At 41.6% G+C, this 15476-nt stretch carries 16 protein-coding genes; 13 read left to right on the forward strand and 3 right to left on the reverse strand.

What is annotated here, in order from left to right; genetic code table 11:
- Nucleotides 1-62 precede the first annotated feature (62 nt).
- Nucleotides 63-2513 carry a glycerol-3-phosphate 1-O-acyltransferase PlsB gene (gene plsB, locus ABWV72_RS05695; protein ID WP_216047773.1) on the reverse strand — a complete coding sequence of 817 codons (2451 nt, stop codon included), beginning with the start codon at nucleotides 2511-2513 and terminating at the stop codon, nucleotides 63-65.
- A 423-nt stretch (nucleotides 2514-2936) separates the two neighbouring features.
- Here plsB and ABWV72_RS05700 point away from each other — a divergent pair, with 423 nt between their 5' ends.
- From ABWV72_RS05700 to ABWV72_RS05725, 6 genes are all read left to right on the forward strand, one after another.
- On the forward strand, nucleotides 2937-3797 hold the full coding sequence (locus tag ABWV72_RS05700; protein WP_342805880.1) for a PEP-CTERM sorting domain-containing protein: 861 nt from the start codon (nucleotides 2937-2939) through the stop codon (nucleotides 3795-3797).
- A gap of 168 nt (nucleotides 3798-3965) precedes the next feature.
- Nucleotides 3966-4589 (forward strand): transcriptional repressor LexA, encoded by a 624-nt coding sequence (gene lexA / locus ABWV72_RS05705; protein WP_216047774.1) that lies wholly within the window; start codon nucleotides 3966-3968, stop codon nucleotides 4587-4589.
- Nucleotides 4590-5075: 486 nt separating this feature from the next.
- Nucleotides 5076-6230, forward strand: coding sequence for a cytochrome c oxidase subunit II (gene coxB / locus ABWV72_RS05710; protein ID WP_502902119.1), 1155 nt, complete (start codon nucleotides 5076-5078; stop codon nucleotides 6228-6230).
- An 11-nt stretch (nucleotides 6231-6241) separates the two neighbouring features.
- The gene (gene ctaD / locus ABWV72_RS05715; protein ID WP_216047776.1) at nucleotides 6242-7831 is read left to right on the forward strand and encodes a cytochrome c oxidase subunit I; all 1590 of its coding nucleotides are present in this window, start codon (nucleotides 6242-6244) and stop codon (nucleotides 7829-7831) included.
- Nucleotides 7832-7843: 12 nt separating this feature from the next.
- The gene (locus tag ABWV72_RS05720; protein ID WP_216047777.1) at nucleotides 7844-8413 is read left to right on the forward strand and encodes a cytochrome c oxidase assembly protein; all 570 of its coding nucleotides are present in this window, start codon (nucleotides 7844-7846) and stop codon (nucleotides 8411-8413) included.
- Between the two features lie 11 nt (nucleotides 8414-8424).
- Entirely contained in the window at nucleotides 8425-9318 is an 894-nt protein-coding gene (locus ABWV72_RS05725) for a cytochrome c oxidase subunit 3 (RefSeq protein ID WP_216047778.1), read from the forward strand.
- A gap of 25 nt (nucleotides 9319-9343) precedes the next feature.
- On the opposite strand, the gene ABWV72_RS05730 is transcribed toward ABWV72_RS05725, so the two are convergent.
- Nucleotides 9344-9553, reverse strand: coding sequence for a DUF2909 domain-containing protein (locus ABWV72_RS05730; RefSeq protein WP_216047779.1), 210 nt, complete (start codon nucleotides 9551-9553; stop codon nucleotides 9344-9346).
- Nucleotides 9554-9574: 21 nt separating this feature from the next.
- On the opposite strand from ABWV72_RS05730, the gene ABWV72_RS05735 reads away from it, so the two are divergent.
- The 7 genes from ABWV72_RS05735 to ABWV72_RS05765 all read left to right on the forward strand — a co-directional run bounded on the left by ABWV72_RS05735 (nucleotide 9575) and on the right by ABWV72_RS05765 (nucleotide 14994).
- Nucleotides 9575-10297 (forward strand): SURF1 family protein, encoded by a 723-nt coding sequence (locus ABWV72_RS05735; protein WP_353369255.1) that lies wholly within the window; start codon nucleotides 9575-9577, stop codon nucleotides 10295-10297.
- Entirely contained in the window at nucleotides 10290-10856 is a 567-nt protein-coding gene (locus tag ABWV72_RS05740) for a redox-active disulfide-containing membrane protein (protein ID WP_216047781.1), read from the forward strand. Before ABWV72_RS05735 ends, ABWV72_RS05740 begins: the two co-directional genes overlap by 8 nt.
- A gap of 12 nt (nucleotides 10857-10868) precedes the next feature.
- Nucleotides 10869-11846 (forward strand): COX15/CtaA family protein, encoded by a 978-nt coding sequence (locus ABWV72_RS05745; protein ID WP_216047782.1) that lies wholly within the window; start codon nucleotides 10869-10871, stop codon nucleotides 11844-11846.
- Nucleotides 11847-11855: 9 nt separating this feature from the next.
- Nucleotides 11856-12770, forward strand: coding sequence for a heme o synthase (cyoE, locus tag ABWV72_RS05750; protein WP_216047783.1), 915 nt, complete (start codon nucleotides 11856-11858; stop codon nucleotides 12768-12770).
- Nucleotides 12767-13408, forward strand: a complete 642-nt coding sequence (locus tag ABWV72_RS05755) for an SCO family protein (protein ID WP_303500274.1) — start codon at nucleotides 12767-12769, stop codon at nucleotides 13406-13408. Before cyoE ends, ABWV72_RS05755 begins: the two co-directional genes overlap by 4 nt.
- An 88-nt stretch (nucleotides 13409-13496) precedes the next feature.
- Nucleotides 13497-14060, forward strand: coding sequence for a GNAT family N-acetyltransferase (locus tag ABWV72_RS05760; RefSeq protein ID WP_216047785.1), 564 nt, complete (start codon nucleotides 13497-13499; stop codon nucleotides 14058-14060).
- A 46-nt stretch (nucleotides 14061-14106) separates the two neighbouring features.
- Nucleotides 14107-14994: a dienelactone hydrolase family protein gene (locus tag ABWV72_RS05765; protein WP_303500276.1), complete on the forward strand. Its 888-nt coding sequence runs from the start codon at nucleotides 14107-14109 to the stop codon at nucleotides 14992-14994.
- Here ABWV72_RS05765 and ABWV72_RS05770 read toward each other — a convergent pair.
- Nucleotides 14991-15476, reverse strand: coding sequence for a GNAT family N-acetyltransferase (locus ABWV72_RS05770; RefSeq protein ID WP_342805795.1), 486 nt, complete (start codon nucleotides 15474-15476; stop codon nucleotides 14991-14993). The genes ABWV72_RS05765 and ABWV72_RS05770 overlap by 4 nt on opposite strands.

Here is a 15476-nt window from a genome sequence, read left to right on the forward strand (position 1 = left end):
TTGCGTTTGGTATAAAATAAAGGCTCCTAAGTAGGAGCCTTTATTATTTGTTGCCTAGCATATTAGTTTTGCAATGCGTAGAGCTTCTCTAGACGTTGAGCGATCTCTGGCGCAATCAAAGCAATGATATCTTGACGCAATTTTTCACTGGTTTCTGAATGTTGCAATTGCCCGTCTTCGCTATCTGCTAAAAGTTGATTTTCCTTAAGTGCATTAACAAAGGTTGCTAACACGTTTTTATCGAAAAATTCAGGTGAGCTAATACCATGGAGTGCGGCTAATCGTTCTGCAAATTTAGCACTTTGACGTTCTAATGCGGCACGACTCATTTTCTTTTCTTTGGCTAACAAAGATAACACTAGCGCATAACGCTGCAAGGTTTCTTGAACGCAGCGATTTAGCAACCACAGCGAATAAAAAGACTGCGCTGTTGGATGTGCAGGCGCTAAATTACCTCCGACGGTGACTATCATGCCCATTTCCAACATGCTTTCAATCAGACCTTCCACGTATTCCTGTGCTTGCTCAGGAGACATATAAAGAAACCATTCACGTTGTAGCATTGGATACAAACGCATAATCAGATCAAGCAGCTTAGTTTTTTCGATTCCATTGTGCGCAAAAACGATAGCGGCAATTAATCCAGGAATGGCGAACAGGTGCAAAATATTATTGCGATAGTAAGTTAAGGTAACGGCATTGCGCTGCTCTAACGAAATAATCTTGCCAAAACTATCTTCAGATACATTCATTTTCCCTAGTTTCAGGGTTTGCTCTACAATTTCATGGCCATTTTTGTCTGGTAAGCTAACCAGTTCACTGTAGGGCGATAACTTTAAGAGGTGAAGATAATCGTCGACTGCCTGCTCTAACTCTTTTTGGCCCATCGCGTTTTTCTTGGCAGAGAGCAAACACAATGCACACAGTGACATACCACTAATGGCTGCCGTTTGGTTGATTCGTACCATCACTTGGTTAGCAAGAATATTGACAGTGGGAGTAAGCCAACTGGGTTTTTTATCTACTTCACTATTTTGGGCGTCACGCCAGTTAGGTACTTGTTCATCAAGGAAGTTATTGAGCTGTATGGGTTCGCCAAAATTAAGAAATCCGTGGCCGTAATTCTTTAACTTTCTAACCACTGAAAACAGTCCAAAAACAGATTCTTTTTTCTTGGTATTGCCCTTTAGCTCACTTAGATAACTGCCTACTTCCATGACGTGTTCATATCCAATGTAAACCGGAACTATACTCACTGGACGATTCACTCCTTTGATCATCGCTTGTAACGTCATGGCCAACATACCCGTTTTCGGTGGTAACAACCTTCCTGTGCGGCTGCGTCCGCCTTCGGCATAATATTTAACTGAATACCCTTTGTTGAATAATAGCTCTAGATATTCACGGAACACGCTAGTATAGAGTTTATTACCGGCAAAACTGCGGCGTAGAAAGAAAGCCCCACCCTTTCGGAAAATCCCGCCCACAGGCCAAAAGTTTAGATTAATACCTGCAGCGATATGCGGTGTCACTAACCCTTGATGGTAAATTGCGTAGGTTAACAGCAGATAATCCATGTGGCTGCGGTGGCAGGGAACGTAAATAATTTCATGGCCATTTTGTGCCAATTTTCTCACTTTGTCGGCGTGGCCAACTTCGATCCCATCGTATATTTTGTTCCAAATACGGGTTAACACCCTGTCTCCAAAGCGGATCAAACCTTCACGATAATCTGCAGCAATTTCGTTTATATAAGATTTAGCGTTTGCTTTGGCTTTAGACAAAGGAATTTTCTTTTGTCTGGATTCTTCGTTGATTGCATTGATAACAGACACAGAACCAAGAATCGAATTGTATAACTCTTGTTTTTCTAACAGCATTGGGCCGTTAAATGCTTGTCTTTTGCGGTGAAAGTGGGTGCCTGCTAGGCGAATTAATTTGTGCGCGATTTCAGACTCTGTACCAGGTAATTTGGTCATGTCTTTAGACGATACAGCTTTACTATAAGACACAAAATTATCGCGACCTAAAAATAACACGATAAAAAATTTGCGTAACCAACTCGGTGAAGCCTTGTCGGCTAACAGATCTGCTAATCCGTTGGATTTTCTGCCTGGCGCGCGACCCCAAAAAACAGTAACCGGCACAATTTGTAAATCGAGATCTGCGTTGTCTTTGTGAAGTTGAAATAAATGGGTTAAATCTGCTGCTATTTTGGTTCCTTTGATCTTCCTACCAATAACAGATTGAGGTTGCTCAAGAAATACACTGGCGCTGTGTTCTTCTCCACCTATGAGAATTTTCTTGGTAGGGCTGGGTAAGTCCACTTTCTTAGTCGACATTTTAAGCGCAAGTTGGTCAGTAATAGAGTGAGTTCTGAGCAAATAAACTATAGGTTTACTTTTATCTATACCCAGCTCACTTTCAATGTCTGTTGGAATACTATTGACTTTGACCAGCCATTTTACGGGAAAAGCAAAAATCGAAAGCAGCAAATTATGCAGCCAATCCATATTATATAACACCTTGAGGTTTCGAAATCGTTAAAAGCATAGCATGAAGAACGGAATTCTGTTCATGTTTGCACACCAAAACACGCAGACTAACGACTCTTGAGTCGTACTGCTATTTTATATTGTTAGCGCATCTAAAGTCATCTTGTTTAGTAGCATTATCATATTTCAAATCAATTTCTATTAACTTCGCAATTGTCAGAAAATACTTCCGGTAATAAAAATATCCAATATGAGGTTTGGCTTAATATTTTGTCAGTTAGTTTTACACATCAAAGTAGTGATTTAAATTCATTCAATCTAACTTGCTGAAAAGTATTGAGTTTACATTTAGGCATAAAGTATGCTTACTTTTTGCACAGTTGCAGGATGTATCTATAAAAAGATTCAAAAATTGAGTTCCTAATAATGGAGAAAGGGTCAATGAATAAAAAAATGATAAAAAGTGTAAGTTCTTTGCTTTTAACAGGAGCGCTCGCATTTTCTTCTACTATTTCTAACGCAGCAGAGATTCTAGTAGTCGATGAGGGAGGTCGTTTATCCGGCGGTGGTTGGACAGACTTATTCCAAACTACTTTTGGCGATAATCTAACAGTGATTAATAGTTGGGGTGTTGCGCCAACGGATATGTCAGCCTATGATATTGTATGGGATGGCGGATTTTTATCTGATCCAGGGGCAGCCATCGGTCAAAATGTTATCGACTTCGTTAACGGCGGTGGTGGTTTCTACGGTCAAACTGAACGACCTTGCTGTGAAACTCATAATGATTGGGTACAAAATATTTTCTCAACGCTTACTGGTGATGTTGCGATGCAGTTTGGCGGTGCAGGTGATTCTACTTCAAGCGAAACAGGTACTTTCCTAACACCTGATACGACTATTCTGGTTGGACCTAACGATATTCGTAATACGACATTTGATATCGACGCACCTGGACAATTATTTGTATCAGATCCTTCTAAAGTGTTTGCAGCCCAAGTAGCTGCAGACGGTTTTAACATTGGTGTTGCTTATGCCACGTCTGATTTAGTAAACAATGCAGGTCGTATCGTAACGATCAGTGATATTGACTGGCTAACTGGAATTTCTACAGAAGAAGCGCTTGCTTTGGAAAATATTCGTTCGTTTTTATTAGCGGGTGAGTCACTTCCTCCTGGTTGTGGTCAAGACCCAACTTTGCCTGAATGTCAGAACCCAGGTGTACCTGTTCCTGAACCTTCAACATTAGGTGTGTTGGCTTTAGGACTATTCGGTTTGAGAATGGCTTCACGTAGAACATAATTAATTCGATATATTTGTTAGAATATAAGAGGTTACTTTTAAGTAGCCTCTTTTTTTGTATCAATTTAATTTATTCTTAGATTAAAACATCAATCAACAAACAAAGTTTGTTTTATCTTCGTAACTGTATATACTAACAGTTAAACTGTATAGAAAAACAGGCTGTTTATGCGTCCACTAACTCCACGACAAAGCGAAATTCTCGAATTAATTAAAGCCACTATGTTGGCTACAGGTATGCCACCTACCCGTGCTGAAATTGCGCGACAATTAGGTTTTAAATCAGCTAATGCGGCAGAAGAGCACTTAAAAGCTCTGGCGCGTAAGGGGGTCATTGAAATTCTACCTGGCACATCTAGAGGGATTAAACTTAATGTTCCCCTAGAAGATGATTTGGAAGAAGTTGGCTTACCTTTGATTGGCCGTGTTGCTGCGGGTGAACCTATACTGGCGGAAGAGCATGTTGAATGTCATTACAAAGTCGATCCTGATCTATTTAAACCCAGTGCCGATTTTTTGCTTAGAGTAAGCGGTATGAGTATGAAGGATATCGGCATTTTGGATGGTGACCTGCTGGCAGTTCATCGTACAACCGATGTTCACAATGGTCAGGTAGTTGTGGCAAGAGTCGATGAAGACGTTACTGTTAAACGTCTTGAAAAGCGTGGTAGAGAAGTGATTCTGCATGCTGAAAACGATGAATTTAACCCTATTAAAGTGGATCTAGCGTCGCAACCTTTTAATATTGAAGGTATTGCTGTGGGCGTTATTCGCAACGCTGATTGGATGTAATTACGCGGTTGATTGCAAAGTTCTTTAAAAAAGGTGACCTATTTGGTCACCTTTTTTATTATTTTGAATGTTAGTTTTCTAAAACTGCGAACCACGATTTCTCTATTTTGTATTCTGCCAGTGAATACATTTTCTGTTCAAAAAATATCCTAAAAAATCCATTTCAGAATGTCTAGTTATTCTCCGAGCGAGCATTTTTGTTTTTTGCGGATGGAAAATTACCGATTTTAATATCTTTAGTAACCAAAGCTATTTGCAATTGATATAAAAAATAACTTTTTTGCCTATTTTGATTGAAAATCAACCGGTTGTTTATAATTTTAACAAAAAACACTAGACGTTAGACTTTAGTTGAGTAATTCTTATACTAGTTTTTACAGCTTCATAACATTTAGATCCCAAGTCATTTACCATAGCTGAGTTTTTTGCGGTTGTTTACTCTGCTTTGCTCCTTTGGGAACGGCTTAAATCAACAGGAGGTGTTGAGTGAAAAAGATATGGTCCGGCATATTGGTAATACTGACCAGTCTAATTGCATTTACAGTATCTGCAGATTCGACTTCGACTGCTGATCAGTATCAATTGAATTTGCGCAAAGGCGCGACTGAAATCAGTGGACAAGTTTATGATCTGCACATGCTCATGTTTTTCATATGTGTAGTCATTGCAGTATTAGTGTTTGGTGTCATGTTTTGGAGCATGATTTTCCACCGTAAATCTCGCGGTGCTAAACCTGCTAACTTTCATGAGAGTGTAAAAGTTGAAATCGCTTGGACAATAATTCCTTTTATCATTCTTGTCGTAATGGCATTCCCAGCGGCTAAAACCTTGATTGCAATGGAAGATCCCGAAAACTCAGAAGTAACTGTTCTTGTTACTGGGTCTCAATGGAAATGGCATTACAAGTACATGGAAAACGACGTTGAATATTATTCTGTGATGGCAACTCAGCAAGAACAGATAAACAACAAGTTTGAAAAAGGCCATAACTACCTCTTAGAAGTTGATCGTCCTTTGGTTATTCCAACAGGCAAAAAGGTGCGTTTCTTGGTTACCTCGGATGATGTGATTCATTCTTGGTGGGTTCCTGACTTTGCCGTTAAAAAAGATGCTAATCCCGGTTTTATCAATGAAGCCTGGGCAAATGTGATTGAACCTGGTGTATACCGTGGTCAATGTGCAGAGCTTTGCGGGAAAGATCATGGATTCATGCCAATAGTTGTGGTCGCCAAAGAACCCGCTGAATATGAAGAATGGATAAACACTCAAGAAGAAATACAGCGCAAAGCGAAAGAAGAAGAGCAAAGATTGTTGGCCATGAATATGAGCATGGAAGAGCTAATGAGCACTGGTGAGCAAGTATATATGCGCGCTTGTGCAGCTTGTCACCAGCCAAATGGTCAAGGTTTGCCCGGGGTTTTCCCCGCATTGGCTGGAAGCCAAATGGTTGTGGCTGATATGCCTGCGCACATTGAAATCGTTGTAAACGGTAAGACGGGTACTGCCATGCAAGCTTTTGCAAAACAATTAACTATGAGTGAGCTGGCAGCAGTTATCACTTATGAACGTAATGCTTGGGGTAACAATACCGGTGACATGGTCCAAGCTAAAGATGTTAACGCCGTAATTACAGGTCAATAGGAGGAGCGGTTATGAGCACAGCGACGACAGAACTAGATCACGATGACCATCACCATCATGCTCCCAGCGGCATAAAACGTTGGTTATTTACTACGAACCATAAAGACATAGGTACGCTGTATCTGTGGTTTGCATTCATCATGTTTTTAACTGGTGGTGCCATGGCTATGGTAATTCGTGCTGAATTATTTCAGCCTGGATTACAAATAGTTGAACCGAATTTCTTTAATCAGATGACGACAGTCCATGGACTTATCATGGTATTTGGGGCTGTTATGCCTGCATTTACCGGATTAGCCAACTGGCTGGTTCCGATGATGATTGGTGCGCCGGATATGGCTCTACCAAGAATGAATAACTGGAGCTTCTGGATTTTGCCAATGGCATTTACCATTTTGTTAGCTTCGTTGTTTATGGAAGGTGGCGGTCCAGCATTTGGTTGGACTTTCTATGCGCCCTTGTCTACAACATACAGTAATGACACCACAGCGTTATTCGTTTTCTCGGTCCATATTATGGGGATTTCATCCATCATGGGAGCGATTAACGTCATTGTAACTATCTTCAACATGCGAGCCCCTGGCATGACTTGGATGAAGATGCCGTTGTTCGTGTGGACATGGTTAATTACTGCATTCTTGCTGATCGCCGTTATGCCTGTTTTAGCGGGTGCGGTGACCATGGTACTAACCGATAAGTTCTTCGGCACTAGTTTCTTTAATGCTGCTGGTGGCGGTGATCCGGTTATGTTCCAACACATATTTTGGTTCTTCGGACACCCTGAAGTTTATATTATGATTCTTCCGGCATTCGGTATTATTTCCGCAATTGTGCCGACCTTCTCCCGTAAAAAACTGTTTGGTTACGCGTCTATGGTATATGCAACTACGTCAATTGCGTTGTTGTCTTTTATCGTTTGGGCGCACCACATGTTTACCACGGGGATGCCAGTGGGGGCCGAGCTGTTCTTTATGTTCGCCACTATGCTGATATCGGTGCCCACAGGGGTGAAGGTCTTCAACTGGGTAGCCACTATGTGGCGGGGTTCCTTGTCATTTGAGGTGCCAATGTTGTTTGCCTTAGCCTTTATTGTGTTATTTACCATTGGTGGTCTTTCGGGCTTGATGTTGGCGATAACGCCTGTGGATTTCCAATATCACGATACCTATTTTGTCGTCGCTCACTTCCATTATGTATTAGTAACAGGCGCAATATTTTCGATTATGGCAGCGGTTTACTATTGGCTGCCTAAATGGACTGGGAAGATGTTCGATATCACATTGGCTAAATGGCATTTCTGGTGTTCATTGATTTCCGTTAATGTTCTGTTTTTCCCCATGCACTTTGTTGGTTTAGCTGGCATGCCTCGTCGTATTCCGGATTATGCACTGCAGTTTGCTGACTTCAATAAGTGGATAAGCTTAGGTGGTTTTGCATTCGGTTTATCGCAACTGATATTCCTAGCACTTCTTATTAAAGCATGTCGCAAACAAGGTGAGCCTGTATCTGACCAGGTGTGGGAAGGTGCAGAGGGTTTGGAATGGGAAATCCCGTCTCCAGCTCCTTATCATACATTTGATACGCCTCCTGTTATTAAGTAAGCGTGATTTGACATGACTGAGCGTTCAAACGACAACCAATCTAACAACGGCAAACTGGCTTTAAAGCTGGTTGTTGTTGTGATTGGTATGTTTGGTTTCGCATTTGCATTAGTCCCTCTTTATGAGGTTTTTTGTCAGGTGACGGGAATTAACGGTAAAACCAGTGATACAGCTGCTGTATACGAATCAATCGAGATAGATCGTTCTCGCACGATTAGCATTGAGTTTATTACCCGAACCAATACTGGAATGCCTTGGGAATTCAGGGCTCAAACTCGTAAAGTGGAAGTATATCCAGGTGAAATGAATCAGGTGGATTTTTACGTTAAAAATACCACCAACAAAGACTATGTGGCACAAGCTGTTCCCTCTGTTTCACCGGGCACTGCCGCTCTGTATATGAATAAAACCGAGTGTTTTTGCTTTAATAATCAGCCTCTTGGTGCTGGCGAAGAAGCAATAATGCCGATGAAGTTTTATGTTGATCCGCAGCTTCCAAAAGATATTAAGTTTTTTACCCTTCAGTATACCTTGTATGACGTAACGGCAAGTGCCGAAGGCGTTGCAATGAATCAAGGATAAAAGGAATCAAAATGGCACAACAACAGCAACAACAAGTGTACGAAAAATATTATGTTCCAGACCAAAGCCCTTGGCCGATTGTCGGCGCGGTAGCATTATTTCTGATTGCCTTTGGCGCAGGAAATTTTGTGGTTGAACAAACCAAAGGTGAAAGTGGTTATGGTGGCTGGATTCTGGCTGCCGGAATTGTAACTTTGCTGGTCATGTTAGTGGGATGGTTCAGAAACCAGATTCACGAATCTATGTCAGGAATGTACAGTGCTCAGTTGGGACGCTCTTATCGACAAGGTATGGCGTGGTTTATTTTTTCTGAAGTCATGTTCTTTGCGGCTTTTTTTGGCGCACTATTTTATGCTCGCGTAATCGCTATGCCTTGGCTTGATGGGGCTGGCAACAATGCCATGACTGCCGAGGTTCTTTGGCCTAATTTTGAAGCAGTTTGGCCGTTGACTAAAACCCCTGGTGGCGTTGAGACAACCGCGATGGGCTGGATGGGCTTACCTCTGTACAACACTATTATTTTGTTGATTTCCTCAGTCACCTGTCACTTTGCTCATGTGGCGCTAGAGAAGGAACAGCGCGGCAAGCTAATTGCGTTTTTAGGAGGGACTATCTTACTGGGTTGTTTCTTCTTAACCCTGCAGGTTGAAGAATATGTGCACGCATATCGTGAAATGAACCTGACACTGCAATCAGGCGTTTACGGCAATACATTCTTCTTATTAACTGGCTTCCATGGAATGCACGTTACTTTGGGTACGATCATTTTAATTGTCTTGTTTTTAAGGGTATTAAAAGGTCACTTTACGCCAGAGAATCATTTTGCATTCCAAGCCGGCAGTTGGTATTGGCACTTCGTTGATGTAGTCTGGGTTATGTTATTTTTCTTTGTATACATTCTGTAGATTTACGCTCACGGTTCTGCGTCCCTTAATAGGGGCGCGGATTCGGTGTTATCAATCCAGTTGCCACAGCCAATAATAACAAAATCACTATAATTGCAGAGGTCATCACCCTGCGGCCAATAAATTTACTCATAGGAGGCTGGTTAGGGTCGTTTTTTAACATTATTATCATCGCGCGAAAAAGATTGTAGAGCATAAACAGTAATAAACCGCCGACTAATAATTTTACTATCAAAATCGATCACTCCTCAAAGTTATGGCCAATAGACCGGATAATCCCAAGCATCCTTACTTTGCCACATTTTTCATTCTGTTGGCAGTTATAATCTTATGCTCTCTGGGAGTATGGCAACTACAACGAGCTCACTATAAAGAGGCACGTATACAACAAATTGAGCAACGTAAAACCTCTAATCCATTAAATATTGAAGATCTTTTAGCGCGTCAAGATAAGCGAGATTTACCCCTTCAATTTAAAGGTAAAATGTTAGTCAACAAGGTTTTTTTGCTTGATAATCGAATCGAGAATGGACAGGTTGGCTACCAAGTTTTAATACCTGTCAGAACCGAGTTTGGCGATGTAATGGTTAATTTGGGCTGGGTTAAAGCTGGTCAATATCGCGATCAATTGCCACGCTTTGATTTACCTGCCTATGAACAAGTATTTTATGGTACTAGCTCTGTGCCTACAGTGAACCCAATGGTCACAGAAACCGCACAAATGGATGATAAATGGCCAATGTTGTTGCAAAGTATTGATTTAACCTTGATCGCAAAATTTACCGGAACACAGGTTTTACCCGTGGTTTTGCAGTTAGATCCTGAGTTTCCCATTGGATTTACCCGAAATTGGGTTGCTGTGGTAATGGCGCCCGAAAAACATTATGCCTATGCAATGCAGTGGTTTGGTTTAGCTATAGCTTGCGCAGTTATTTATATTGTTGCATTACGAAAAAGGAAGGTCACAAAAGATGTCTGAAGCAGCCGTTAAAAAGAAGTCTAAAACGCCATTAATTATGTTTATTGTGTTTGTTCTTCCTGTGGTTTTAGCTTACTTAGCGTTAACTTTCGATTGGTTCAACAAAGGTTCCACAAATAAGGGTGAGCTGCTCACGCCGCCCCTTGATTTGAGCTCTGTTGTTAGCGATAGAGAACCACTGTGGCGACTGTTATTTGTTATGCCGCAAGAATGCGCCCAGGGATGTGAAAATGCCCTTTATAGCCTAAACCAGATATGGGTTGCTTTAGGTAAGGAATCTGACCGGGTGGAGCCCTTGGTTTTGGCCCATCAGACAAGTGAAAAAATTGAATTAACTGATATGCAGCGTCATCCGAACATTAAAGTGTTAAGTACAGATGAGCAAAATGTAAATAATGTGTTTAAAGATGCATCGACAGATGGTATTTTCATTGCTGATACATTAGGAAATGTCATTTTAAAGTATCCAATAAAATTACAACAAGAAGATGCTATTCAACAAAGTCGCGATATTTTGGCCGATTTACGCAAGTTGTTAAAGCTGTCTCGCATTGGTTAAGGAATGATAGCAATGAGAAAATTAGTGCTGGCTTCAGTGGTGCTAGCAATTGTGGTTATTGTGTTAGGGGCTTATACCCGTTTAACTGATGCCGGATTGGGATGTCCAGATTGGCCTGGCTGCTACGGACATTTAAGCGTACCTGCTACCGAGTCTCATATTAGCGCTGCACAGGATGCTTTTCCTGAACGAACATTTGAAGCCCATAAAGCGTGGAACGAAATGATTCACCGCTATGCCGCTGGTACCTTGGGTCTATTTATACTGCTTATATTTCTAATTAGTTTGGTAAAACGGTCGTTTCACAGTCCGGTAAAATTACCCTTCTTTTTGCTGTGTTTAGTTTGTTTTCAAGCTGCCTTAGGGATGTGGACTGTCACACTCAACTTGATGCCTTTAGTTGTTATGGGCCATTTGCTCGGTGGTTTTGCGGTGTTGTCCTGCCTGTATTTATTGTATCTGCGCGTTACGCCTTATCGGATACCAGGTGGCGATTCGGACATGAAACGATTTGCTAAATTCTGCGCATTGGGGATTGTGATCTTAGTTGCTCAAATCGCCTTAGGTGGATGGACTTCCGCCAATTATGCTGCCCTCGCATGTACAGAGCTACCCTTTTGCGAAAGTGACTGGGTGAGCCGTATCGATTTTGCCGGAGCGTATAGCATTCCTCATGCAGATAACTATGAGTTCGGAGTACACGACTGGGCAGAAAGAATGACTATGCATGTGACCCATAGGTTCGGTGCGATAGTTACTTTTATTTATTTATGTTGGTTGGCAATCCGTTTATATAGCTCGGCAGCTTCACAGTTGATCAAGAAATTGTCAGTCAGCATGGTATTGATTTTAGGGTTACAAGTAATACTTGGGGTGAGTAACGTGGTATTTAGCCTGCCATTATTTGTCGCTGTTTTGCACAATGCAGTCGCGGCATGTTTGCTGTTAGTTATGGTGAAACTTTGCTACACCCTGTACAGAAAGACTTAGGAGACCAAAGTGAGTAAAACACTTCAGGCAAATTATTCAAAATCATCTTCACAATTAGCTAGTTGGCGTGATTATTACGAGTTGACTAAGCCCAAAGTGGTGATGTTGTTATTACTCACCGCACTGGTTGGTATGTGTTTAGCAACTGAAACATGGGTGAATTGGCAAGTGCTAATTGCTGGTCTAGGAGGCATAGGCTTGCTGTCGTCATCTGCTGCAGTGATCAATCATGTTGTCGACCGCAAGATAGACGGCAAGATGGCGAGAACCTTTAATCGCCCCGTAACGAAAGGAAAAATTAGTCCGCTGCGTGCAACTATATTTGCAATTGTTCTCGGTGTAGCCGGATTTGTCTGTCTTGAGCTTTGGGTTAACCGATTAACCGCTGTGTTGACCTTAGCTAGTTTGGTGGGATATGCGGTTATTTATACTATGTATCTTAAACGTGCTACCCCTCAAAATATTGTGATTGGAGGATTGGCTGGAGCTGCTCCACCATTATTAGGGTGGACGGCTGTAACCGGCGAAATTCATTCTCACGCGCTGCTACTGGTGCTTATTGTTTTCACTTGGACGCCACCGCACTTTTGGGCGTTAGCTATACATAGAGTGAAAGATTATGCGAAGGCTGAAATTCCAATGTTACCGGTTACCCATGGTGTTGAGTTCACTAAAACCTCGGTTTTACTGTATACCCTTTTATTAACCATTGTTTGTTTACTTCCGTATCTAACGGGTATGTCTGGGGTCATCTACTTATTAGGTTCAGGCCTGTTGAATGTTGGTTTCATGTACTATGCGTGGAAATTGAAATATGCCTGTAATGAAAACACTGCGATGAAAACCTTTGGTTTTTCAATTGTTCACTTAATGGTACTCTTTGTAGTATTACTGGTTGACCATTATTTAAAATTCACACTATGAAACAAAACCTATTAATTGGCATAGTCGCGGTAGTAGCTTTGGCTGCTGGCCTGTACTTTTCGGTGGTTATTGCGCCACCGGAAGTGGAAGAAGTGAAGTATCTTCAAAAATATCCGGTGGAGCGAGCGCTGCCAGAGTTTGAACTTTACGACCAAAATGGTGAGGTATTTAATAATCAACAACTCAAGGGGTATTGGACCTTGGCGTTTGTTGGATACACTTTTTGCCCCGATATTTGCCCGACTACACTGGCAGAACTGAAAGGGATTTATCCGCAATTACAGGCGATCAAAACTGAAAATCCGGTCAAAATTTGGTTTTTATCAGTTGATCCAAAACGTGATAGCGCTGAGCGTTTACAAGAATACGTTAACTTCTTTAATCCTGATTTTTGGGCCACATCTGGCGAGCATAAACAATTATTTCCATTGGTTAGAGCGATGGGCATGATGTACGCTATGAGTGATAACACCGACGATCCCAATTATTTAGTCGACCATAGTGCTTCAATCACCGTTATCAATCCCCGTGGCGAGGTTGTTGGCCGTTTCAAACCTAAAATGGAACCTGGTTCAATACCTGTGAGTGAAGGTTCACAGATATTAGAAGATATGCCCAAAATCGTTACTATGATGTAATTCTAAAAACATGCTAATTACGCGGGCCCAAGCAAGTCATTATCAAACTCTTGCCAAATTGCTTTTTTTGTCTGGTCCGGACAACCTAATGAGTTTACTCACCGGCCATCACACAGCGTTAAGCTTGTCTGAAAAACAAAAAATTTGTTTGGATTTTTTAGAAACCGCGTTACAAATTCCTGAGGGGCAGTTTGGTTTTTTAAATCAAACTGTTGCGATACAAGATGGATTGTTATGTGGATGCGTGAGCTACTGGCAAGCACCGATAACCGATTTGTTTAAACAACAAACTTTAGCAAGTTTAATTGTACATTTTGGACCTTTAGAAACTGCCGCCATTCTAAATAATAGTGAAGATCTATCTTATCTAGTGAAAGCGCCAACTTTTCACGATCTTTGTATAGGACACTTGGCTGTTGAGCCCTCAAGCCGCAGACAAGGAATTGCAACCAGTCTTTTGGAACATTGCTCGGAAACGGCAACAAAGTTAGGCAAGACAAAGCTAGTTTTAGATGTAATGGCAGAAAATCAAGCTGCGATTCAGGCATACGTTAAATTTGGCTTTGTACAAAAATCCACATCTCATCCAAGTGAGAAAGGAACAAACTTGGGTTTTTTACCCCACGTTCACATGCAAAAAACTTTAGTGTAAAGTGATCCTAAATTATATAAGCAGCCCAAATATAGAGGTTAAACTGATGAGTGATAATACGGTTAAAATTCCCCAGCAAGCCTTCGATTGGTACGATGAATACGCCCATGGTGATATAGATAGACGGACTTTTTTAACGCGAATATCAAGTTTGGCCGTTACAGGCTTGGCGATATCGACAATTGCTGCTTCTTTAACTCCTAATTATGCAAAAGCCGAGCAAGTTTCATTTAATGATCCTGATATTACAGCTTCATATTTAGAATTTGATTCCCCCCAAGGGCATGGAAAAGGCCGTGGTTATTTGGCTGTGCCCAAAGAGCTCAATGAAAAGACCGGAACCGTATTGGTGGTGCACGAAAACCGTGGTCTTAACCCTTATATCAAAGATGTTGCTCGTCGCTTGGCAAAGTCAGGGTATATCGCATTTGCACCCGATGCGCTATTTCCCCTTGGCGGTTATCCTGGCAATGATGACGAAGGGCGTAAAATGCAACGTTCCTTGGATAAAGGAAAGGTTGAGCAGGATTTTATTGCGGCCGCTCGATTCTTAAAGATCCATGCGAAAAGCAATGGTAAATTGGGCGTAGTTGGTTTTTGTTTTGGCGGATATATTTGCAACATGTTAGCTGGTACTTTGCCTCACTTAGTTGATGCGGCTGTTCCTTTCTACGGGACACCAGCGAAAGACGAGATCGCAGCCAAGGTGAAAGGACCTATAATGATACAATTTGCTGGCTTGGATAAACGGGTCAACAGTAGTTGGCCAGAGTATAAAAAAATACTAGAGTCGAACAATGCAAATTATGTTGCTCATACCTATCAAGGGGTTAACCATGGCTTCCATAATGACTCAACGAGCCGTTATGACCAAGAGGCTGCAGAGCTAGCTTGGCAGCGCACATTGGCTTTTTTTAAGGACTTTTTAGCCTAACTTTTGTGTGGTTCGCTGTCTACTCTGCGAATATCTAGGGTCATGCAAACACTGTGGGGGTCTTCAACGTAATCGGCAAACGGCGAACATTCTATGAATCCGTTTTTCGCGTATAAGGCTCTGGCAGGTGCAAAAAATTCCATGCTACCAGTCTCTAAACTCAAGCGATGATAACCTCGTTGTTTTGCTTCGCGTATCAGATGAGTGAGAATTTTGGCCGCGACCCCTTGGCGTAAAAATGCCTTAGATGTGCGCATTGATTTTATCTCTGCGTGCTTGGCGGATAAGACTTTTAATGCGCCACATCCGGCTAGTTCGTCTTGCTGCCATAATCCCCAGAATGTCAGATCATCGGCATTGAATTTAGATTCATCCAAAGCGTGCACACTCTCTGGCGGTGAATGTTCAAACATTTCTTGATGATGTGCTTTTAAAAGCGCAATCAGCTGAGCAGAAATTGGCTTTTCTAATTTAATTTCCAT

The organism is Aliiglaciecola sp. NS0011-25 (assembly GCF_040370605.1).
In the GTDB taxonomy this organism is placed as follows: Bacteria; Pseudomonadota; Gammaproteobacteria; order Enterobacterales; family Alteromonadaceae; genus Aliiglaciecola; species Aliiglaciecola lipolytica_A.